The organism is Pseudarthrobacter ribosi (assembly GCF_055412865.1).
Genome location: NZ_JBVAYZ010000033.1, coordinates 21,938 through 41,563, shown reverse-complemented (window position 1 = coordinate 41,563; position 19,626 = coordinate 21,938). Strand labels below are relative to the sequence as shown.

The 19,626-nt window shown below is 67.7% G+C and carries 24 protein-coding genes, 1 other RNA gene and 1 riboswitch; of the genes, 14 read left to right on the top strand and 11 right to left on the bottom strand.

The window, feature by feature from the left end; all coding sequences use genetic code 11:
- Positions 1 to 195: 195 nt before the first annotated feature.
- On the top strand, positions 196 to 498 hold the full coding sequence (locus tag ACZYZ5_RS20430) for a helix-turn-helix domain-containing protein (protein WP_463904180.1): 303 nt from the start codon (positions 196 to 198) through the stop codon (positions 496 to 498).
- A 53-nt stretch (positions 499 to 551) separates the two neighbouring features.
- Here the strand turns inward: ACZYZ5_RS20430 and ACZYZ5_RS20425 are convergent, their stop codons facing one another.
- Entirely contained in the window at positions 552 to 803 is a 252-nt protein-coding gene (locus tag ACZYZ5_RS20425; protein ID WP_463904179.1) for a DUF3039 domain-containing protein, read from the bottom strand.
- 119 nt (positions 804 to 922) lie between these two features.
- Between ACZYZ5_RS20425 and ACZYZ5_RS20420 the strand changes: the two genes are divergently transcribed.
- The 13 genes from ACZYZ5_RS20420 to ssrA all read left to right on the top strand — a co-directional run bounded on the left by ACZYZ5_RS20420 (position 923) and on the right by ssrA (position 11,048).
- Complete coding sequence (locus ACZYZ5_RS20420; RefSeq protein ID WP_463904178.1) at positions 923 to 1,909, top strand: TadA family conjugal transfer-associated ATPase; 987 nt, start codon at positions 923 to 925, stop codon at positions 1,907 to 1,909.
- Entirely contained in the window at positions 1,909 to 2,763 is an 855-nt protein-coding gene (locus ACZYZ5_RS20415; RefSeq protein ID WP_463904177.1) for a type II secretion system F family protein, read from the top strand. The genes ACZYZ5_RS20420 and ACZYZ5_RS20415 overlap by 1 nt, the downstream gene beginning before the upstream one ends.
- Complete coding sequence (locus ACZYZ5_RS20410) at positions 2,760 to 3,701, top strand: type II secretion system F family protein (RefSeq protein WP_463904175.1); 942 nt, start codon at positions 2,760 to 2,762, stop codon at positions 3,699 to 3,701. Before ACZYZ5_RS20415 ends, ACZYZ5_RS20410 begins: the two co-directional genes overlap by 4 nt.
- Positions 3,702 to 3,832: 131 nt before the next feature.
- Positions 3,833 to 4,012 (top strand): hypothetical protein, encoded by a 180-nt coding sequence (locus tag ACZYZ5_RS20405; protein ID WP_463904183.1) that lies wholly within the window; start codon positions 3,833 to 3,835, stop codon positions 4,010 to 4,012.
- 3 nt (positions 4,013 to 4,015) lie between these two features.
- Positions 4,016 to 4,414, top strand: coding sequence for a TadE/TadG family type IV pilus assembly protein (locus tag ACZYZ5_RS20400; RefSeq protein ID WP_463904174.1), 399 nt, complete (start codon positions 4,016 to 4,018; stop codon positions 4,412 to 4,414).
- Positions 4,395 to 4,904 carry a hypothetical protein gene (locus ACZYZ5_RS20395; RefSeq protein ID WP_463904173.1) on the top strand — a complete coding sequence of 170 codons (510 nt, stop codon included), beginning with the start codon at positions 4,395 to 4,397 and terminating at the stop codon, positions 4,902 to 4,904. Before ACZYZ5_RS20400 ends, ACZYZ5_RS20395 begins: the two co-directional genes overlap by 20 nt.
- An 89-nt stretch (positions 4,905 to 4,993) precedes the next feature.
- Complete coding sequence (locus ACZYZ5_RS20390; RefSeq protein ID WP_463904172.1) at positions 4,994 to 5,407, top strand: pilus assembly protein TadG-related protein; 414 nt, start codon at positions 4,994 to 4,996, stop codon at positions 5,405 to 5,407.
- A 66-nt stretch (positions 5,408 to 5,473) separates the two neighbouring features.
- Positions 5,474 to 6,589, top strand: coding sequence for a peptide chain release factor 2 (gene prfB, locus ACZYZ5_RS20385; RefSeq protein ID WP_282381705.1), 1,116 nt, complete (start codon positions 5,474 to 5,476; stop codon positions 6,587 to 6,589).
- A gap of 227 nt (positions 6,590 to 6,816) precedes the next feature.
- A complete protein-coding gene (gene ftsE, locus ACZYZ5_RS20380; protein WP_463904170.1) occupies positions 6,817 to 7,611 on the top strand; it encodes a cell division ATP-binding protein FtsE in 795 nt (264 codons plus the stop codon).
- Positions 7,608 to 8,522, top strand: coding sequence for a permease-like cell division protein FtsX (ftsX, locus tag ACZYZ5_RS20375; RefSeq protein WP_463904168.1), 915 nt, complete (start codon positions 7,608 to 7,610; stop codon positions 8,520 to 8,522). The genes ftsE and ftsX overlap by 4 nt, the downstream gene beginning before the upstream one ends.
- A gap of 34 nt (positions 8,523 to 8,556) precedes the next feature.
- A complete protein-coding gene (locus tag ACZYZ5_RS20370; protein ID WP_463904182.1) occupies positions 8,557 to 9,969 on the top strand; it encodes a peptidoglycan DD-metalloendopeptidase family protein in 1,413 nt (470 codons plus the stop codon).
- 108 nt (positions 9,970 to 10,077) lie between these two features.
- Positions 10,078 to 10,548 (top strand): SsrA-binding protein SmpB, encoded by a 471-nt coding sequence (gene smpB, locus ACZYZ5_RS20365; RefSeq protein WP_463904167.1) that lies wholly within the window; start codon positions 10,078 to 10,080, stop codon positions 10,546 to 10,548.
- Positions 10,549 to 10,679: 131 nt separating this feature from the next.
- Positions 10,680 to 11,048, top strand: a transfer-messenger RNA (tmRNA) gene (gene ssrA, locus ACZYZ5_RS20360).
- Between the two features lie 110 nt (positions 11,049 to 11,158).
- On the opposite strand, the gene ACZYZ5_RS20355 is transcribed toward ssrA, so the two are convergent.
- The 10 genes from ACZYZ5_RS20355 to aroA form a co-directional block, all read right to left on the bottom strand.
- Positions 11,159 to 11,293, bottom strand: coding sequence for a hypothetical protein (locus tag ACZYZ5_RS20355; protein ID WP_463904165.1), 135 nt, complete (start codon positions 11,291 to 11,293; stop codon positions 11,159 to 11,161).
- Between the two features lie 51 nt (positions 11,294 to 11,344).
- Entirely contained in the window at positions 11,345 to 11,716 is a 372-nt protein-coding gene (locus tag ACZYZ5_RS20350) for a hypothetical protein (RefSeq protein WP_463904164.1), read from the bottom strand.
- Positions 11,717 to 11,778: 62 nt separating this feature from the next.
- On the bottom strand, positions 11,779 to 12,153 hold the full coding sequence (locus tag ACZYZ5_RS20345) for a fluoride efflux transporter FluC (protein WP_463904163.1): 375 nt from the start codon (positions 12,151 to 12,153) through the stop codon (positions 11,779 to 11,781).
- Complete coding sequence (locus tag ACZYZ5_RS20340) at positions 12,150 to 12,563, bottom strand: fluoride efflux transporter FluC (protein ID WP_463904161.1); 414 nt, start codon at positions 12,561 to 12,563, stop codon at positions 12,150 to 12,152. The genes ACZYZ5_RS20345 and ACZYZ5_RS20340 overlap by 4 nt, the downstream gene beginning before the upstream one ends.
- Positions 12,550 to 13,263 (bottom strand): metal-dependent transcriptional regulator, encoded by a 714-nt coding sequence (locus tag ACZYZ5_RS20335; RefSeq protein WP_463904160.1) that lies wholly within the window; start codon positions 13,261 to 13,263, stop codon positions 12,550 to 12,552. Before ACZYZ5_RS20335 ends, ACZYZ5_RS20340 begins: the two co-directional genes overlap by 14 nt.
- Before the next feature lie 36 nt (positions 13,264 to 13,299).
- Positions 13,300 to 14,058 (bottom strand): class I SAM-dependent methyltransferase, encoded by a 759-nt coding sequence (locus ACZYZ5_RS20330; RefSeq protein WP_463904159.1) that lies wholly within the window; start codon positions 14,056 to 14,058, stop codon positions 13,300 to 13,302.
- A gap of 103 nt (positions 14,059 to 14,161) precedes the next feature.
- The gene (locus tag ACZYZ5_RS20325) at positions 14,162 to 15,628 is read right to left on the bottom strand and encodes an aminotransferase class V-fold PLP-dependent enzyme (protein WP_463904158.1); all 1,467 of its coding nucleotides are present in this window, start codon (positions 15,626 to 15,628) and stop codon (positions 14,162 to 14,164) included.
- Between the two features lie 34 nt (positions 15,629 to 15,662).
- Positions 15,663 to 15,776: riboswitch (SAM riboswitch) on the bottom strand.
- Between the two features lie 383 nt (positions 15,777 to 16,159).
- Entirely contained in the window at positions 16,160 to 16,972 is an 813-nt protein-coding gene (gene hisN / locus ACZYZ5_RS20320) for a histidinol-phosphatase (protein ID WP_463904157.1), read from the bottom strand.
- 108 nt (positions 16,973 to 17,080) lie between these two features.
- Entirely contained in the window at positions 17,081 to 18,196 is a 1,116-nt protein-coding gene (rsgA, locus tag ACZYZ5_RS20315; protein ID WP_463904156.1) for a ribosome small subunit-dependent GTPase A, read from the bottom strand.
- Positions 18,180 to 19,625 carry a 3-phosphoshikimate 1-carboxyvinyltransferase gene (aroA, locus tag ACZYZ5_RS20310; RefSeq protein ID WP_463904155.1) on the bottom strand — a complete coding sequence of 482 codons (1,446 nt, stop codon included), beginning with the start codon at positions 19,623 to 19,625 and terminating at the stop codon, positions 18,180 to 18,182. Before aroA ends, rsgA begins: the two co-directional genes overlap by 17 nt.
- Position 19,626 lies beyond the last annotated feature (1 nt).

The following is a 19,626-nucleotide window of genomic DNA, read 5'->3' as shown; positions in this document are numbered from 1 at the left end:
GCGGCCTCCCGCTGCGCCCTGGACAACGAACTGCTCTCCCGCATAAAACTGCTCCCCAAAAGTCAGAACTGATTTCTCAGTCCAACTTTCGGGGAGCAGTTCATAGCGACCGGCGGGGGTTTCTGCGTTGCGGGAATTCCTGGACCCGGTGGCCCACCGCAACTGTTCATTGCCACGGGTAGATAAACTCTGCGGATGACTGTTGAAGAACGCACTGGACCAGAAGGCTCGTTTGAAAGCGCCAGTGACCGGCTTGAAAGCAAGGGGCGCACAGGGATGACCCGGGAACTCTACAAACCGGAGGAAGTCGCGGAGATGTTCGGGCTTACTAAGGGTACGATCATGGCACTTCGCTTGTCTGAGCGATGGCCGTTCCACAAGGTCGGCGGCTCGATCATGTTCAGCCGCGGCGACATTGACGAGATCCTTGCCATGACGGCACGGACCCCAGGGCCCAAGGGCGCAAGGCGAACCAAGAGGACGCACCGAACACTCTGAACAGAGAAAGCCCCGCCAGTCGCGCTGACTGGCGGGGCTTTCTTGTGTGTGAGTCAGAAGGCAGACAGTCCCTCGAACGCCTGCTTGCACGGCTCGCAGACAATGAGGACGCCCTTTGTCTTCTGGGCTACGGAACCATTGCCCCGCCCCTGAACCGGACCTACGAAGCCGCACATGGCCAGGATGCTCTCACCTGTAACGATGGACCGCGTGATGTCCTCGTGCAGGTTGTAGTGGTTGACGACCGGAGCTTCACTGTCAGCCTGGATACGGACTGCCGGGCGCGTGTCTGTCATTGCGTTCATGTATATCCCCCATGGATTTGTTGTGATTCAGTGACGGGCGGAGACCTTGCTGTTGCCCGTCGCTGTGATTGTAGGTGAACTGCTACCGGCCTCGTGGGAGGCGAGTAACAGTTCAACCTTTGAGAAACCTATATCGAATCTCTTCCCCCAACGAGATCTACGTGGCACGGAACGGCGAATCCGAGCTGACCTCTGTCTCGCTCACGGACCAGCAGGTCCGGGACCTCGTGGAACGGATGCTCAAAAGCTCGGGGCGCCGCCTCGACATGTCCTCTCCGTTCGTGGACGCCGCCCTGCCTGACGGTTCGCGCCTGCACGTCGTCATCCCGGACGTGACGCGGCGACACTGGGCAGTTAACATCCGCAAGTTTGTGGTGAAGGCCAGCCGGCTCGAACACCTGGTGGAGCTGGGCACGCTGACGCCGCAGGCGGCGCGGTTCCTCGGCGCTGCCGTGGCCAGTGGGCTGAACATTCTGGTTTCCGGCGCCACCCAGGCGGGCAAGACCACCATGCTCAATTGTCTGGCGGCCAGCATCGGAACCCGCGAGCGCGTAATCACCGTTGAGGAGATCTTCGAGCTGCAGTTTCCGCTGCGGGACGTCGTGGGGCTGCAGTGCCGGCAGGCGAATCTCGAGGGCGAAGGTGAAATCCCCATGCGCCGGCTGGTCAAGGAGGCCCTGCGCATGCGCCCCGACCGGCTGGTGGTGGGCGAGGTCCGGGAGGCCGAGAGCCTGGACATGCTGATCGCCCTGAACTCGGGGCTTCCAGGGATGTGCACAGTCCATGCGAATTCGGCCCACGACGCGGTGACCAAGATCTGCACGCTCCCCCTGCTGGCCGGCGAGAACATCTCCAGTGCTTTCGTGGTTCCAACGGTTGCCTCCTGCATCGACCTCGTGGTCCACTGCGCCCGCCACGCCAGCGGGCGCAGGGAAGTGACGGAAATATTGTCGTTGGGCCGGAGGGTGGAGAACGGCATTATCGAATCGTCCATGGTGTTCGCCCTCGCTGGCTGCCAGCTGCAGCCCAGGGCCAACTCGATGCCGTCACCCGAGAAGTTTGCCCGGGCAGGGTACGACGTCGCGGCCCTGCTGGAGCAGCGCTGATGGCGGCGCTGCTGGGCATGCTTGCCGGCGCCGGACTCCTGCTGATCTGGTGGTCCGCCTGGGAACAACCGAAGGCGGACAGACGCCGGCCTGGCCCCAGCCGGCTGGAGGATCTGCTGCGGTCCGCAGGAATCGAAAGGGTCAGCGGCCCCGGCCTGCTGGCGAGCTGCCTCGGTGTCGGAGCGTTCACGACGCTCGTGTTTTTTGCCGTCACCAGGTCGTGGCCGATCGCAGGCTGTTTTGGCCTCTTTGGGGGCTGGCTGCCATTGGCCGTCGTGAAGTGGCGCGCGCGGAAGCGCACGGCAGTTCTGCGCCAGCTGTGGCCCGACGTCGTTGACCACCTCCGCTCGGCGATCCGCGCCGGCCTGTCCCTGCCGGAAGCCCTCATCCAGCTGGGCGACAAAGGTCCAGAGGAACTCCGTCATGAGTTCCGCGAGTTTGGCGCCGACTATCGCGCCGGAGGACAGTTCGATCCCTCCCTGACCAGGCTGAAGGACCGGCTGGCGGATCCGGTGGCCGACCGGATCGTGGAGGCGCTGCGGCTAACCAGGGAGGTGGGCGGTTCGGACCTCGGCCGGCTGCTGGGCACGCTGGCGGAGTTCCAGCGCGAAAGTGCCCGGACCCGGAGCGAGCTGGAGGCCCGGCAGTCCTGGACCGTCAACGCCGCACGGCTGGCGGTGGCCGCGCCGTGGATCGTCCTGATGCTGCTGGCAAGCCGGCCCGAGGCGGTGGCGGCGTACAACACGCCCCTCGGGGCCGCCGTTTTGATTGGCGGGCTGGCCGTCTCCCTGGTCTCCTATGCCGTCATGCTGCGCATTGGAGCCCTGCCGGCCGATGAGCGGGTCCTCCGATGACCGGGCTGACGGCTGCGGCCGCTGCCTGCGGCGTGGTTCTGGGCTGCGGTGCGTGGTTGTTACTGATCAGACTGCCGTTCACGCGGCCGACCAGCTTCGTTGAGCGCATCGGTCCGCAGCTGAAGTCCCACAATCTGGAATCCCGGCTCCTGCGCGCCGTGCCAAGAAACTTCACCCCGTTCGGTCCGCTGGAACGGATCCTGCGCCCGGTCATTGGCGACGCCGTCTCGTGGCTGGGACGGCTGAACCCCGGCTCCGCGGCGCTGGACCGCCGCCTGGCGAGAGCCGGGGGCGATAAGTCGCCGGCGGATTTCCGGGCAGAACAGCTTCTCTGGGGTGCGGGCGGTTTTGTCGCGGCGGTCGGTGCCGTGATGGTCTTCGGTGCGGCCGCACGGTCCAGCCCATTGCTCGCCGTCGTGCTGGTGCTTGGCAGCGCGGCCGGTGGATTTCTGCTGCGCGATTACGTGCTGGGGGCCCAGGTCAGGAAGCGCGAAGCGCGCATGATGGCGGAGTTCCCCAGCATCGCCGAGCTCATGGCCCTCGCCGTCAGCGCGGGAGAGAGCGCCACGGGGGCACTGGACAGGGTGTGCCGCAGTGCCCGGGGAGAGCTGTCCAAGGACTTCACCCGGGTCCTGGCGGAGACGCGGGCAGGGAAGCCACTTGTGGAAGCCCTGCAGGAGTTCTCGTCACGGACGGAGCTCGGCCCGTTGCTGCGTTTCGTGGACGGGCTGATCGTGGCGGTCGAACGCGGAACACCCCTCGCTGATGTGCTGAGGGCCCAGGCCCAGGACGTCCGGGACACGGCGAAGCGGGAACTGATGGAGTCAGCCGGCAAAAAAGAAATCGGCATGATGGTTCCCGTCGTTTTCGGCGTCCTGCCACTGACGGTCGTGTTCGCCGTTTTTCCGGGGCTGGCCGCCCTCAGCATGGGTTTGTAACAACCAAAAACGGCAGGGAAGGCGCAGGAAGACAAACGAAGAACCAACCAAAAGGGGAGAACGTGAAACGGATCATTAACCGCATGGCGCTGTTGCTATGCACCATCAGCCTGGTGCCCGGGATTGCCAGGATGCATTCGGCCATTGTCCGGAAGCCTGAACGGCCCGGTGATCCCCGCGAGCGGGGCGATGTGCCCGGCTGGGTGATGATCACCCTGATGTCCGCCGTCCTCGTCGCCGCACTCCTCGCGATCGCCGTCCCTGCCCTGGAAGGACTGTTCAACCAGGCCATGGACAAGGTCGGGCAGTAGCGCGTGCGCCCGCCCGGCGCCGGCTGGGACAAAGCTGACGAACGGGGGTCGGCGGTGGTGGACTTTGTCCTCGTGGGAGGGCTGCTGACGCTGTTCTTCCTCGCCATCGTCCAGCTGACCCTCGTTCTGCACGTGCGGAACACACTGATCGACGCCGCGGCGTCGGGCGCCAGATACGGCACGCTCGCGGACCGCAGCGCTGTTGATGCCAAGGAGCGGACGGCGGAGCTGATTGGCGTCGCGCTCAACCCTGCGTTCGCCCAGGACGTGACGACGAGCGAAACGACGTACCAGGGCATCCTGACCCTGGAAGTCACGGTCCGCGCTCCGCTGCCCGTGATCGGACTGATCGGTCCCCGCGCCGTCCTGGAGGTGAAGGGGCATGCGGCCATCCAGCCCTGACTCGCCGGACACCCCTGACGCGCCGGGCCGTGGGTCCGGGGGAGACTCCGCGACAGCGGACGCCCGCGTCCCGGATGATGCACAACGGGGCAGCGCTGTCGTCGAGTTTACGTTCCTGTCGGTGTTATTGATGGTGCCGCTGGTCTACTTCATCATCACGATGGGCCAGCTTCAGGGCGGCTCCTTCGCGGTCGTCGGCGCCGCGGACCAGGCCGCCAAGGTCTTTGTTGCCCAGACCGATGCCGCCGCCGGCCGGGCAGCCGCCGAGCAGGCCGTCCTGCTGGCGCTCGCCGACCATGGTCACGCCGCGGCGAATGCCCGGGTCGAGACCAGTTGTGTCCCCGCGGACTGCCTGGCAGCGGGATCGGCCGTGACGGTCACCGTCCATCTGACGGTGCCGCTCCCGTTCGTCCCGTTCAGCGGGATGCTCAACCTGAACGCCGGGCAGCTCAGCGCCTCCGCCACACAACTGGTGGGCCGCTTCCGATGAGCCGTCCCCGGAGGCAGCGCGCCGGGCGCCCGTGGCAGGGACCGGAAACGGCTCCGCCGCCCCGGAACCCGGACAGCGACGCCGGGCAAATGACGGTGCTGATCATTGGCTTTGTGCTGCTGGCGCTGCTTCTCACAACGGTGGTCGTTGCCGCCTCCAGCGTCTATATCGAGCACAAAAAGCTCCTGTCACTGGCCGACGGCGCCTCGGTGGCCGCCGCGGACAGCTTCACCCTTGGGCAGCTCGAAACGGGCGGAGGCAGTCCCACCGCCGTCCTGACCGGAGCCCGCGTGCGGGGCGCCGCCGTCGAGTTTTTGGACCGCAGCAGCGCCTCCGCCCGGTTCAACGGGCTCGCCGTCGGGCCGGGAACGGGCAGCCCGGACGGATCCACCGCCGTCGTTGTGCTCAGCGCCGCCGTCCACCCGCCCGTGGTCAACTTCCTGGTCCCGGACGGCATCAGGATCGAAGCGAGTTCGACGGCGCGTTCCCGGCTCACGCGGTAGCTTGCCCGGGCGGGCCCCGCAACCCAGTCCGGGCGGCTCGCACGGATAGCGTAGGCTTAAAAAACCATGGCAAACATTGATTTTCCCGCAGAAATCCGCGCCCTGCGCGCCACCTACGCCTCCATCGAGAACGTTTCGAATGTCGAGGCGCTGAAGGAAGACATCGCCGAACTGAGCGAACGAGCCGGCGAACCCAACCTGTGGGACGACCCCGCGGCCGCCCAGGTCATCACCTCGAGGCTCTCGCACCGACAATCCGAACTGGCCCGGCTGGACTCCCTCACCTCGCGGATCGACGATCTTGAGGTCCTCGTGGAACTGGGCCAGGACGAGGACGATGCCGACTCCATGGGCGAGGCCGCCGTCGAGCTGGAATCGATCCGCAAGGCACTGAAGGAGCTCGAGGTCGTCACCCTGCTGTCCGGCGAGTTCGACGAGCGTGAAGCCGTCGTGACCATCCGGGCCGGCGCCGGCGGCGTGGACGCCGCCGACTTCGCGGAAATGCTGCTCCGGATGTACCTGCGCTGGGCCGAACGCCACGGCTACCCGACCACCATCATGGACACCTCCTACGCCGAAGAGGCCGGGCTGAAGTCAGCCACCTTCGAGGTCAAGGCCCCCTACGCCTACGGCACGCTCAGCGTCGAGGCCGGCACGCACCGCCTGGTCCGGATCAGCCCCTTCGACAACCAGGGCCGCCGCCAGACCTCGTTCGCCGCCGTCGAGGTCATTCCGCTGATCGAGCAGACGGACTCCATCGACATCCCGGACAACGAGATCCGCGTCGACGTCTTCCGTTCCTCCGGCCCGGGCGGCCAGTCCGTCAACACCACGGACTCCGCCGTGCGCCTGACCCACATCCCGACCGGCACCGTCGTGTCCATGCAGAACGAGAAGTCCCAGCTGCAGAACCGCGCGGCGGCCCTTCGCGTGCTGCAGTCCCGGCTGCTGCTGCTGAAGAAGGAACAGGAGGATGCCGAGAAGAAGGCGTTCGCCGGTGATGTGAAGGCCTCCTGGGGCGACCAGATGCGCTCTTACGTCCTGAATCCGTACCAGATGGTCAAGGACCTCCGCACCGAGCACGAGGTCGGCAACACCTCCGCCGTGTTCGACGGCGAGATCGATGACTTCATCGACGCCGGCATCCGCTGGCGGACCGACAACCGCAACGCGGACAAGTAGTCTGCGGACGGCGGCCGGCCGCCGGAGCTCCGCCCTGCCCGCCGGTAGCTTGTGTCACAGCTGCCCCTCTGGTCTAATCCTGCGACACGCCCCCGCGCTCGGGCCAATCCGCCGGGAGCCGTGCGTATAGTCGAGAAGCCGGAGCTCTACTTCCCCCACTAGAAAGCCCGCGCGCCGGCAGCAGAACAGGGCCGTACCCGTCCACGTCCTGCAGGGTACTTAGGGCTATGATCCGTTTCGAAAATGTCACCAAGGTCTATGACCAGAAGGCGCGACCCGCGCTGGATTCGATCAACCTTGAGATCGACCGCGGCGAATTCGCCTTCCTGGTCGGGGCTTCCGGTTCCGGCAAGTCCACCTTTCTGCGCCTTGTCCTCAAAGAGGACCGCGCCTCCTCCGGCGCGGTCTACGTCGCCGGCCAGAACGTAGCGAACATCTCCAGCTGGCGCGTGCCCCGGCTCCGCCGCGGGATCGGCGTCGTGTTCCAGGATTTCCGCCTGCTGCCGCAGAAGACCGTGTTCGCCAACGTCGCCTTCGCCATGCAGGTCATCGGCAAGAGCCGCAGCGTCATCCGCGACACCGTCCCCGAGGTCCTCAAGACCGTCGGCCTCGAAGGCAAGGAAAACCGCCTTCCGCACGAACTCTCCGGCGGCGAGCAGCAGCGCGTGGCGATCGCCCGCGCCGTCGTCAACCGGCCGGGGATCCTGCTGGCCGATGAGCCCACCGGCAACCTGGACCCCACCACCTCCATGGGCATCATGGGGGTGCTGGACAAGATCAACCAGAACGGCACCACCGTCGTGATGGCCACACACGACGACGACATCGTCAACGAGATGCGCAAACGCGTCGTCGAGCTCCACAACGGCGTCATCATCCGGGATGAGGCCAAGGCCCTCTACACCTCCATGATTCCGATCGTGGGTCAGTCACGCCGCCTGCGGGATGCGAGCGGGCGGGAACCCGAGCCTGCCGCAGCCGCACCGGCCGCCGCCCGCGCCGCAGGGGAGGGCCAGCTGTGAGGCTCCAGTTCGTCCTCGCCGAAATCGGCAGCGGCCTGCGCCGCAACCTCTCCATGGTGGTCTCGGTCATCCTGGTGACGTTCGTGTCCCTGACCTTTGTCGGCGCCGCCGGCATGCTGCAGCTGCAGATCAACCAGATGAAGGGCTACTGGTACGACAAAGTCCAGGTCGCCATTTTCCTCTGCAGTGACGGTTCGACGGCGGCCGGCTGCGCCACCGGCCCCGCCACCCCGGAACAGCAGGACAACCTGGGCAAGCTGCTGGAATCGCCCGCCGTGGCCCAGTACGTCAACGACTTCCAGTTCGAGTCCAAGGACGACGCGTACAAGCACTTCAAGGAACAGTTCTCCAACTCCCCGATTGTCGACTCGGTGACGCCGGACCAGCTTCCGGCCTCGTTCCGGATCAACATGAAGGATCCGGAGAAATACCAGATCATCAGCGAGACGTTCTCCTCCCAGGCCGGCGTCGAAACCGTGATCGACCAGCGCCAGCTCCTGGAACGGCTGTTCTCGGTCATGAACGCCGCCTCGCTCGTGGCCGTCGGCGTCGCCGGCGTGATGATCGTCTGCGCCATTCTGCTGATTGCCACCACCATCCGGCTCTCGGCCTTCAGCCGGCGGCGGGAGACCGGGATCATGCGCCTGGTTGGGGCGTCGAAGATTGTGATTCAGCTGCCGTTCATCCTGGAAGGCGTGATTGCCGCCGTGATCGGCGCGGCGCTGGCCTCGGCCACGCTGTGGGCCGTGGCGCACTTCTTCCTCGGCGGCTACCTGTCCCAGCAGTATCCGGACACCGCCTTTATCTCCGCAGCTCAGACGCTGATCCTGGCGCCGGCCCTGATCGGCCTTGGCGTCCTGCTGGCAGGAGTATCATCACTCCTGACCCTCCGGCGATACCTGAGGGTTTAGCGTGCGCAACGAAAAGGGAATACCCATGACACGGATGCACCGACCCGCCCCTCGGCCGGTTTCGACCCGGCTGCCGGTGGCCGGTCGCCGCAGCCGCATTGTCAGCGCCGCACTGGCGCTCATTCTGACGGCGAGCCTGGGCGCCCCGACCCCGGTGGCGTTCGCCGATACCCTCGAGGACCAGCAGGCCGCCCTCCGCGAGGAAGCGGCCCGGGTGCAGCATTCCCTCGAATTCGTGGACTCCAGGATCGCGCAGGCCGCCTCGGACCTCGTCCTGTACCAGGGCCAGCTCCCCGGTGCGCAGCAGGCCCTGCTGGAGGCCCAGGGCCGCGTGGCCAGTGCCGTGAAGGAGGCCGAGGCCCTCGCCGCGCGGGTGGACCTTGCGCAACAGAACAAGGCCAAGATCACCCAGCAGCTTGAGACGGACAAGCAGAAAATCGCCGATACCAAGAAGTTGATCGGGCAGATCGCCACCCAGGCCTACAAGTCCGGCGGTGTGCCCTCCAACCTTTCGCTGTTCTTCGGCTCGAACAACGGCGGCAGCCTCACGGAGACCATCGACCTGGCCGACCAGGCCATGCGCAGCCAGAACTCGGCGATGGGCAAGCTCACCCAGCAGAACGCCACCAACGTCAACTCCCAGGCCAGGCTCGAAGCGGTGGAAGTCGAAATCAAGGATCTGAAAGCCAAGGCCGACGCCGCCCTGGCCCGTGAACAGGCCGCCCGTGACGAGGCCGAGGCCAAAAAGGCCCAGGTGGACCAGCTCATCGCCGACACCACCCGGCTCGACGCCGAACTCCAGGCCGCCAAGCCCGCCATCCAGACGCAGATCGCCCAGGTCAAGGCCCAGCAGGACGCCGTCGCGGCGGACATCGTCGAGCGCGACCGCAAGCTGCGCGAGGCCTGGGAAGCTGAGCAGCGCCGGATCGCTGAGGCCGCCGCGGCTGCAGCCGCCGCCGCTGCCCGCGCCGCTGGGCAGGTCAGGCCCCCGGCGCCGTACGTACCAGCCCCGCCCGGAAACCCGTCCGCGTTCGGGCTGCGGCACCCCTTCAACGGCGTGCGGATCAGTTCCGGCTTCGGCTGGCGCGCCACTCCGCCGGGCACCACCGACTTCTACGGCCAGGGTGGCTACATGCACACTGGCATCGACTTCGCCGCGGCATGCGGCACGCCGGTCTACGCGGCAGCCGCGGGCAACGTGTTCTCCGCCGGCTGGGCCAACGACGGCGGCGGCAACAATGTGAAGATTTCGCATGGCGTTGTCCAGGGAAACTCGCTGACCACCGTCTACTACCACAACGTCAGTGTGACCGTTTCCCCCGGACAGCAGGTCAGCCAGGGACAATTGATTGCCTATTCGGGAACCACGGGCAACTCCACCGGCTGCCACTCACACTTCGAGACCTGGCTCAACGGCCGGGCCGTGGATCCGATGAACCTGCTCTGATCCGCCCGGAGCGGAAGGCCCGCGGCTGGGCTGCGGCTCTGCCGTAAACTGGAAGAAGCCCGCGCCGCCCCGGCAGCGGACCCACCCATCGATCCAAGGAGTTCTACCGTGCCGAAAGAAAGTGGCCGTAAGGTAGTGGCCACCAACCGCAAGGCCCGGCACGACTACACGATCCTCGACACCTACGAGGCCGGGATCGCGCTCATGGGCACCGAGGTGAAGTCCCTCCGTGCGGGCCACGCTTCGATGGTCGACGGCTTCTGCACCTTCTACAACGACGAGCTTTGGATGGAGGGCATCCACATCCCCGAGTACCACCAGGGGAGCTGGACCAACCACGCCGCGCGCCGCCGTCGGAAGCTGCTGCTGCACCGCGACGAGCTCACCAAGATCTCGCACAAGATCCGCGAATCCGGCTTCACGATCGTCCCCCTCCAGCTCTACTTTCTGGACGGCCGGGCCAAGGTGGAGATCGGTGTCGCCCGCGGCAAAAAAGAATACGACAAGCGCCAGACCCTGCGCGAGCAGCAGGACAAGCGCGAGGCCCTGCGTGTCATGCGCGAGCGGAACCGGCGCTAGGGACCGGCGCAGCGAAACCGCAGGAATGATTCCGCCGGGACGTGCGTTATGCTAGATAGTCCGGGAAGGAACGGGGCGGGAACCGCAGCAGCGGTTCGGCACCGGACCTGTCCGGTTTGATAAAAAAATACGGGGATGATCGGTTTCGACGATGTTAGTCGCGACAGGTGAAGCGGGCCGAGGATGCAGAATTATCTCGTAAACGCTGTCTGCAAACCAATAAGTGCCGAATCAAAACGCACTGACTTCGCTCTTGCTGCCTAAGCAGTAAGACAGTCCGTCAGCCCGAGGTTGCTATTGCCCCGGATCCTGGCGTCATTTAAATAGCCACTGCTGTTTACCCCCGTCATCGGGGTGAACGGGACTCTTTGATGACTGGGCCCGGATCAGCCAGCTGTTTGTAGCGTGGCTGGGGCCGAGAAAATCCGACGCAAACTGCGCCCGGAGAAGCCCTGACAACACGACATCGGACGGGGGTTCAATTCCCCCCATCTCCACCATCGGAGGCCCGGAAACGGGTGCTCCACCCCGTAAAGTTCCACACAAAAGGCCGGAAGCGACAGCTTCCGGCCTTTTGCTTTGCCTGCACTGCCCGGCTGGCGGGCCGTGCTCAGCGCTTTTTGATGTGGGCGACGGGGTCAGCGTGCGTTTCCGCGACGTTCTTGGACTTCTTCTCGGCCCGTTTTTCCTTGATGGTTTTCACCGGCTTCTTGGCCGAGCTCTGGTGCGGCGTTTTGTCAGGCATGTGGGCGCTCCCTAACGGCAGGGGGCCCGGGATGGCCCCCGTGATACTAAGTTACGCCTCGGGTACCGCGACGTCCACGATGCCGACGAAGCGGCTGCCCACGCCCTCATACTCGCTGCGGACCAGCCCGGTGGCGACGCCGGGAACTTCGTACGGCGCGTGGTGGGCGCAGCACACGTAGGTGAATTCCGGCCACCACTTCTTCGGCCGGGACGCCTCGGAGAACCCGCAGACCGCGCAGGTCAGCTGGACCCAGATGGGGCGCTTGCCGGTGCGGTTGGCCTTGGACTGGACAAGCCAGGCCGGCGGGTTGTCCAGGAGGTCGCCGAGCTCGGCGTCGCTCAGCCGGGACGGGATGCCGTGACGGTGAGCCATTTCCAGCGGAATGTCGAGGATCTGGGCTGCTTCACGTCGGGTAACCATGGTTCAACGATACGGGATGGGACGGTCCCCAAATCGCCGTCAGGGCGCGGGCGTTAGGCTCGTCACAGCCCTGTGAGGGCCAGCCCGAGCGCGGCCGCCGCCAGGCCGGCGACAAGGTTCGCGGCAATGTTGAGGGCGGCGGCGCAGAACCGCGTCTCGCTCACCAGCCGCACCGTGGCGGTGGTCCACGAACTGAAGGTGGTGAGACCGCCGGCGAGCCCGGCCGTGAGGCCGGACTGCCACTCGGCCCCGAGCCCCAGCCGCCCTGTGATCCCCAGTGCGGCACCGATGATGAAGGAGCCGGTCACGTTGACGGTCAGGGTCGCCCAGGGCCAGTGCGGATGACGGTCCGGGCGGTGCGCAAACCAGGAGTCGACGGCGAACCGCAGCAGGGCGCCGGCGATGCCGAAAACTCCCACTAACACGGCGGTGATCATGCGGCCCCGCCGCCCAGATCGGCCAGGGTCTTACCGGTTTTCCAGCCGGCGGCCGCGGCGCCGAGGCCCAGGAACAGTGACAGGCCCAGGTAGGCCAGCCAGCTGGCATGGAAACCGGCACGGAACTGCTGGTCGATGGCGAACACCACGGCCGAAAAGGTGGTGAAGGAACCCAGCAGTCCAGGCCCGAGCCCGGCCCGCAGCCAGAAGGCTGTTCTCGGCCGCGCGATCCAGACCGTGGTGAGGGCCGCCAGGACAAAGCTGCCGACGACGTTGATCACCAGGGTGGTCCAGGGGATGGCGCCGGCTGTTTCGGGGAACAGCAGGCCGGCACCGTAGCGCAGTTCCGTCCCGATCAGGCCGCCGACGGCGACCGCCGCCCACGCACGCCAGCCGCTACTTTCGCTCAAGGCTGCAGCCGGGGTGGCCGGACTCGCTGTGGACCCAGAGGGCGGAGGCGACTTCCTCGGCGAGGTCGAACTCGTGCCGGGCGGCACCGGAGCCGATGCGCACCACCAGGGCTCCGCCGAACGGCTTGCGGCCCAGGACCTCGACCTCGGCGTCCAGGGCGATCTCCTCGGCCGAAAGGTAGCGCAGCAACTCGGGGTTCTCGTCGCTGATCCGGGTGATCCGGCCGGTGTGCCCGTCGTCGAGTTCGCTCATCCGGTGGGCCGCGGGTACCTGGACGAAGCCGTCCGCCGCCGGGATCGGATCGCCGTGCGGGTCCCGTACGGGGTTGCCGAGCTTGGCTGCCATCCGTTCGATGAACGTGTCCGAGACGGCGTGTTCCAGGAGCTCTGCCTCGTCGTGGACCTCGTCCCAGCGGTAGCCAAGCTCCCGGACCAGGAACGTTTCAATAAGCCGGTGCCGCCGGACCATGGACAACGCCAGCCGGACGCCGTCGGCCGTCAGCGTAATGGCGCTGTAGGGCTGGTGGTCCACGAGGCCCTGGTCCTTTAGCTTGCGGACCATCTCGGAGACCGAGGAGTTGGCCACGCCGAGTCGTTGGGCCAGCTGGGTGGAGGTGATGGGCTTGTCCTGCCACTCCGTAAAGGAGTAGATGACCTTGACGTAGTCCTCGATCGAGGAGGAGGGCAGACTGGTCTTCACAGTTTCCAGCCTACCGTCAGGCGGCGCCGGAGACCGTCAGGCCCGGACGGCCCGCCAGCTCTGCGTCAGGTAGGGGAGAGGGAGGACCTCGCTCCGGTGGTGGCCGAGGTGCCCGTGCAGATACCAGTCGAGGTTGCCCAGGACCTTGGCCCGGGTCCCCTCACCGGCCGCCAGATAGTAGCTGCGGGACTTCGTCAGCTCGATGATGTCCGCGGTGCGCACCGGATCTTCCCAGCGCGTGAGGTGGCTCTGCAGCCCCGTGAATTCCGGGCCCAGAGGCGGTGTGAAATCCGGCTTGTGGACATCGCCGGCATGCATGATGCGCGAGAGGCGGTGAACCCAGGGAACGGAGGTGTCCAGCTGGTTCCAGATCAGCCCCAGCACACCGCGGGGGCGGAGGATCCGCGCGATCTCCGTGCTGGCCAAGAGCGGGTCGCACCAGTGCCAGGCCTGGGCGACGGTCACGACGTCGAAGGCCCCGGCGGGCAGCCCGGTGTGCTCGGCGGTCCCCTCCACGGCGGTAACGTCCGGGAGCGTCCGGCGCAGCTGGTCCAGCATGTCAGCGGAAGGGTCCACCGCGACCGTGTGCAGGCCGCGACCGGCCAGCAGCGCCGTGAACTTCCCGGTTCCGGCGCCAAGGTCCGCGGCGTCCCCCGCCCCAGGGGGGATCAGCCAGTCAGCCGAATCAGCGGGGTACCCGGGGCGGACCCGTTCGTAGTGTGCCCCGCCGTCCTGGAAGCTCTGCCCCAGCTCCTGGCGGCGTTCCTCATGCAGTTTGGGTCCGCCGCGTGCCACGTGCGATCTCCTTCGGCAGGTCCGGATGGGTACCCTTCGAATTTACCGCACGCAGCAGGGCCGGTGCTCCGGCCGGGACGCCGCCGGGACGGCACCGGGACCGTCAGTCCTGGGCGCAGGGCGCCGCGCCGGCGGTGCCGGGCGTGTTGGGGGCCCAGTGCGGGTAGCTGCGGGTGTCGTTGGACGGCACCCAGCGTCCGGCATCCACGACGTAGTCCCAGCCGAGGCCGGTCCGGCGCAGCTCCTCGAGGGCGGCGAGCAGCCGCTGGGCGTCTTCCAGCCGGGAACCCAGGCCGAAACTGGCCCGCAGCGAGCCCGAGGGCAGCCCGAGCCGCCGGAGCAGGGGGTGCGCGCAGAAGCGGCCGTCGCGCAGCCCGATGCCGTGTTCGGCCGACAAGTAGGCCGCCACAAGGCCGGCGTCGTAGCCTTCCAGCGAAAAGTTGACGACGCCGATCGTGCCGGTGCCCGCTGCGTCGACAGGGCCGGCGCCTGCCGGCGAGTCGAAGGACGCACTGTCCGAGAAGATCTGGTGGACCGTCACGCCGTCGATCCGGGCGAGGCCCTCGACGAGGAAGGACCGGATCGCGTTTTCGTGCGCGTGCCACTGGTCCACGTCCAGGTCGGCGATCACCTGGGTGGCGCGGGCCAGGGTGGCGGCGCCGAGGACGTTGGGGGAGCCGCCTTCATGCCGGGCCGGGCCGGTGGTCCAGCTGACACTGTCAATCCGGGCGTCCTGCACGGCCCCGCCGCCGGCCAGGTGCGGGGTGCCGGCGTCGAGCCAGTCGGGGCGGCCGACCAGTACCCCGGCGCCGAACGGTGCGTACAGCTTGTGCCCGGAGAAGGCGAGGTAGTCGACGTCGTCCGTGGCGATGTCGATCCGGCGGTGCGGCGCCAGCTGGGCGGCGTCGACGACGATCCTGGCGCCGTAGTCGTGGGCCAGTGCGGCCAGGGCCCGGATCGGCAGGATCTCTCCGGTGACGTTGGAGGCGCCGGTCACGGCAAGCAGGCTGACGCCGCCGTGGGCGAGCTCCGCGCGGAGCAGTTCCAGGGTGGCGGCGAGGGTGGGGGCGGCGATGATGCTGCGGTGCGGGACGCGCTGCCACGGGAGCAGGTTGGCGTGGTGCTCGATGTCCAGGTACAGCACCTCGCCGGTGTGCACGCCGCCGGCGGCGGGCAGGCAGCCGGCCAGCAGGTTTAGGGAATCGGTGGTGTTCCGGGTGAAGATCACCGCATCGTCCGGCCGGCCGCCCACGAACTCCCGGACAATGGTGCGGGCGTTCTCGTAGACCGAGGTGCTGATCTGTGAGGCGTAGCCGGCGCCGCGGTGGACGCTGGCGTAGTACGGCAGGATCTCGTTGAGGTAGGCCGAGACGACGGACAGGGCAGGGGCCGAGGCGCCGTAGTCCAGGTTGGCGTAGCGGACGTGGCCGCCCTGGATCAGAGGTGCCTGGATTTCGGCGCCGGTCACTGCGGACAGCGGCCGGCGGGCCACGGCGAACCGCGCGTCGGGACGGGCCTGGCTCGCGCCGGTCTGGAATTCAGGAGTGGTGGGAATGGTGGCAGTTGTCATGGGACCTCGCTCGAAAAGGACCCCACACACCGGGGATCCGCGCTTGCCGGGTCCGTTCCGGACCGGCCAGGTCGTCACCCGGGGCACCCCACCGCGAATGGAGGGTTGCCGGCCAGCAAACCGGGGTTTCGCGCTGGCACTCGTGACCTGCTTCGAGCGTAGGTCATACCCCGTTCCGGCGGAAAGGCGCGGACGCAATGTGAAGCTGTTTGTTACGCCGGTGTCCGCCGGGTAGCCAAACCCTGGCCCTGGCGCGACGGTCCGGCGGCAGCAAGCCCGCTAGCAGGCCGCGGCAGCGGCCGGCATACCAACGGCGAAGAGGTGTTCGACAGCCGTGACACCCTGGAGTTCTTCGAAAGAGCCGACAGGAGGTCCACTGGCAGCCCCGAGCAGCGCTGGACCGAAGCGAGGACGTGTGCGCGGGCGGCCTCAACGCCAGCCAAAGGACGAGACCTCGCAATAGATTTCGAATCGATTGCACGCGGATAGGACCACCGATGCGGCGATGGTTGAACGGTTGAAAGCGGGCTGCTAGAGCAGGTCGTCCAGGCCCGGGTTGAGGCGCTTGAGGACCTCCGAGTGCAGGATGGAGTTGGTGGCGAGGGCATTGCCGCCGAACGGGCCGTCTTCGCCTTCGAGGGACGTGAAGCGCCCGCCGGCCTCCGTGACGATCGGGACCAGCGCGGCCATGTCGTAGAGGTTCAGTTCCGGCTCGCAGGCGATGTCGACGGCGCCTTCGGCCACGAGGCAGTAGGACCAGAAGTCCCCGTACGCGCGGCTGCGCCAGACCGCCTCGGTGAGGCCAAGGAACTCGTCGAGGTTGCCGCGCTGCTTCCAGCCGCCCAGGCTGGAATAGGACAGGGAGGCGTCTGAGAGCTTGGCGACGTTGGAGACTTTCAGCCGGGTGGCGGCCGCCAGCGAACGGCCCATGTACGCTCCGGCGCCCTTGGCGGCCCACCAGCGCTTGCCCAGCGCCGGGGCGCTGACGACGCCGACGACCGGCTCGCCCTCGTCAACGAGGGCGATCAGTGTGGCCCAGACGGGGACGCCGCGGACGAAGTTCTTGGTCCCGTCAATTGGGTCGATGATCCAGCGGCGGGAGCCGTGGCCGGAACTGCCGAACTCCTCGCCGAGGACGGCGTCCCGGGGACGGGAGCGGGAGAGTTGGCCGCGGATGGCTTCCTCGACCGACTTGTCGGCGTCGGTCACCGGCGTCAGGTCCGGCTTCGTCTCAACCCGAAGATCGAGCGCCTTGAAGCGGCTCATGGTCTGGGAATCTACGGAATCTGCCAGTACATGGGCAAGGCGCAGGTCGTCGTTGTAGCTCGAAGCGGGTTGACTCATGGTTCCAAACTACCGCCAAAGCGGTCGGCGGGGCGGGAGGCCACGTGGCTGCGCCGCGGGATCCGGCCGCCGCGGGGCAGCTGACGGCCGGACAGCCGCACTGCCGGACTAGGAGACGGTGCCCAGTTCCTTGACGTCCTGGGCTTCCATCCGCGGGTCGGTTCCCAGCAGGCGGCGGAGTGAGGCGAGCCGGGCGGGGCCCGATTCGCCGGCATGGCCGGCGGCCACCCAGGCGTCCACGCCGCAGTTGACGGCGCTGGAATCGTGTTTGCAGCCCCGCTCGCAGTCGTCGGTGCCGGGCTCGAGGTCGGGGAAGGACCGCAGGATCCGGTCGGGGTCCACATGGGCCAGGCCGAAGGAACGGATGCCGGGGGTGTCGATGATCCAGCTGCCCGGCGGCGCATCGTTGACCTTGAGGGCCACGGCGGAGGAGGAGGTGTGGCGGCCGCGCCCGGTCACGGCGTTCACGCCGCCGGTGGCGCGTTCGGCGCCGGTCAGGGCGTTGACCATGGTGGACTTGCCGACGCCGGAGTGGCCCAGCATGACGGTGACCTTCCCGTCGAGGTGGGCGCGCAGCTGGGAGACGGCGTCCTTGTCCAACCGGGCGGAGAGCCCGTCATCCGAGCGGGCATCGATGCCGGAGGCGGCGGAGTCCGCCGTCTTGGAGATGATCACCGGGAAGGCCAGGTGCTGGTAGTTGGAGAGGAGCTCCGCGGGATCCTTGACGTCGGCCTTGGTGACGAGCAGCAGCGGTTCGATTCCGGCGTCATACGCGGCCACGAGGGCCCGGTCGATGAACCCGGTCCGGGGCTCCGGATTGGCAGCCGCCACCACGATCACCAGCGTGTCGGCGTTGGCGACGACGGCGCGCTCGATCGGGTCCGTGTCGTCGGCGCTGCGCCGCAGCAGCGTATGGCGGTCCTGGATCTTGACCAGTCGTGCCAGCGTGTCCGGTTCGCCGCTGACGTCCCCCACGAGGGAGACGAAGTCGCCGGCGACGACGGGGTTGCGGCGCAGTTCCCTGGCCCGGGCGGCGATGATCTTGCGTTCCTCGGGGGTGCCCTCGGCGACGACGGCGGTGTAGCGTCCGCGGTCAACGGTGATGATCCGCCCGGTGACGGCGTCGTCGTAGGCGGGCCGGTCCTTGGTGCGGGGCCGCGTGCCCTTTTTGTTGGGGCGGATCCGGACGTCGGATTCGTCCCAGGAGTCAGTACTGCGTGCCACCGGACGTGCCCTTCGTTGCGGGGGCTGCGCCTGCGGGAGAGGCATCTGCCGGCGCTGCGCTGCCGTGGGCGCGCTGGGCGAGCATGGACTCCCAGAGCTGCGGAAAGTCGGGCATGGTCTTGGCGGTGGTCGCAATGTCCTCGACCTCGACGCCCGGAACGGCCAGGCCCAGGATTGCGCCGGCGGTGGCCATGCGGTGGTCGGCGTAGCTGCGGACGACACCGCCGTGCAGCGGTGCGGGCCGGATGATGAGGCCGTCGGAGGTCTCCTCGGCGTCCCCGCCTAGGCCGTTGATTTCGGCGACGAGTGCGGCCAGCCGGTCTGTTTCGTGCCCGCGGAGGTGGGCGATGCCGCTCAGCCGTGAGGGGCCGCTGGCCAGGGCGCAAAGTGCGGCGACCGTGGGGGCGAGTTCGCTGGTCTCGTCGAAGTCCGCGCCCTTGATCTCCGGGCCGCCGGTGACGGTCAGGGTGCCGTCCGTGAGTGTCACCGTGGCCCCCATCGTCGTGAGGATGGTGCGCCACAGATCGCCGACCTGGGTGGTCTCGGTCGGCCAGTTGGGGATGCGGACGGTGCCTCGGGTGGCCAGGGCCGCCGCGAGGAAGGGGCCCGCGTTGGAGAGGTCCTGTTCAATCCGGAGGTCAAAGGCGCGAATCGGCCCGGGGGAGACAATCCAGTGGTTCGGGCGGGAGTCATCCACGGACACTCCGGCTCCGCGGAGCACGGCGACCGTCATGTTGATGTGGTCCAGGCTGGGGACGGGCTTCCCGGCCTCGTCCCTGCTCTGATGTTCGAGGTGCAGTCCCTCGGTGAAGCGGGCTCCGGTCAGGAGCAGCGCGGAGACAAACTGCGAGGAAGCGCTGGCGTCGATGACGAGGTGGCCGCCGCGCACTTCGCCGGTGCCGCCGACGGCGAAGGGCAGCGACGAGGCGGGGCTGCCGTTGGGCGCGGTGACGGCGACGCCCAGCCCGGTGAGTGCTTCGATGATCGGCCCCATCGGGCGCTTGCGCGCGTGCGGGTCGCCGTCGAACAGTGTCACCCCCCGGCGCAGGGCCGCGACGGGCGGGACAAACCGCATGACCGTCCCGGCCAGTCCGCAGTCGATACCGGTTCGGGCCCCGGGGGCCTCCAGGCCGATGGGCGTGATGGCCAGGTCGGGCCCGAAATCGCCGTCCCCCGGAACCTCCGTGATGGTGGCCCCGAGCTGCCGCAGTGCCTCGATCATGAGCGCTGAGTCCCGCGAATGCAGCGGGGCGCGTAACCGCGAGGGTCCGTCGGCGAGTGCGGCCAGCACGAGGTACCGGTTGGTCAGGGACTTGGACCCCGGAACGGTAACCGTTGCGTCAAGCGGCTGTCCGGCGAAGGGCGCCCGCCAGGGCGGAAGGTCCGCGGGAACGGCGTTGGCAGCTGCGGTGGGGGTGGGGCCTGTCATT

What these genes read in the sequence shown, in the direction of transcription:
- prfB (WP_282381705.1), top strand. Translation starts at nt 5,474, where the DNA reads ATGGCAAACATTGATTTTCCCGCAGAAATCCGCGCCCTGCGCGCCACC.
- ACZYZ5_RS20410 (WP_463904175.1), top strand. Translation starts at nt 2,760, where the DNA reads ATGACCGGGCTGACGGCTGCGGCCGCTGCCTGCGGCGTGGTTCTGGGC.
- ACZYZ5_RS20430 (WP_463904180.1), top strand. Translation starts at nt 196, where the DNA reads ATGACTGTTGAAGAACGCACTGGACCAGAAGGCTCGTTTGAAAGCGCC.
- ACZYZ5_RS20345 (WP_463904163.1), bottom strand. Translation starts at nt 12,153, where the DNA reads ATGATCACCGCCGTGTTAGTGGGAGTTTTCGGCATCGCCGGCGCCCTG.
- ACZYZ5_RS20390 (WP_463904172.1), top strand. Translation starts at nt 4,994, where the DNA reads ATGACGGTGCTGATCATTGGCTTTGTGCTGCTGGCGCTGCTTCTCACA.
- aroA (WP_463904155.1), bottom strand. Translation starts at nt 19,625, where the DNA reads ATGACAGGCCCCACCCCCACCGCAGCTGCCAACGCCGTTCCCGCGGAC.
- ACZYZ5_RS20355 (WP_463904165.1), bottom strand. Translation starts at nt 11,293, where the DNA reads ATGCCTGACAAAACGCCGCACCAGAGCTCGGCCAAGAAGCCGGTGAAA.
- ACZYZ5_RS20415 (WP_463904177.1), top strand. Translation starts at nt 1,909, where the DNA reads ATGGCGGCGCTGCTGGGCATGCTTGCCGGCGCCGGACTCCTGCTGATC.
- hisN (WP_463904157.1), bottom strand. Translation starts at nt 16,972, where the DNA reads ATGAGTCAACCCGCTTCGAGCTACAACGACGACCTGCGCCTTGCCCAT.
- ACZYZ5_RS20425 (WP_463904179.1), bottom strand. Translation starts at nt 803, where the DNA reads ATGAACGCAATGACAGACACGCGCCCGGCAGTCCGTATCCAGGCTGAC.
- ACZYZ5_RS20350 (WP_463904164.1), bottom strand. Translation starts at nt 11,716, where the DNA reads ATGGTTACCCGACGTGAAGCAGCCCAGATCCTCGACATTCCGCTGGAA.
- ACZYZ5_RS20325 (WP_463904158.1), bottom strand. Translation starts at nt 15,628, where the DNA reads ATGACAACTGCCACCATTCCCACCACTCCTGAATTCCAGACCGGCGCG.
- ACZYZ5_RS20395 (WP_463904173.1), top strand. Translation starts at nt 4,395, where the DNA reads ATGCGGCCATCCAGCCCTGACTCGCCGGACACCCCTGACGCGCCGGGC.
- ACZYZ5_RS20405 (WP_463904183.1), top strand. Translation starts at nt 3,833, where the DNA reads ATGCATTCGGCCATTGTCCGGAAGCCTGAACGGCCCGGTGATCCCCGC.
- ACZYZ5_RS20370 (WP_463904182.1), top strand. Translation starts at nt 8,557, where the DNA reads ATGCACCGACCCGCCCCTCGGCCGGTTTCGACCCGGCTGCCGGTGGCC.
- ftsE (WP_463904170.1), top strand. Translation starts at nt 6,817, where the DNA reads ATGATCCGTTTCGAAAATGTCACCAAGGTCTATGACCAGAAGGCGCGA.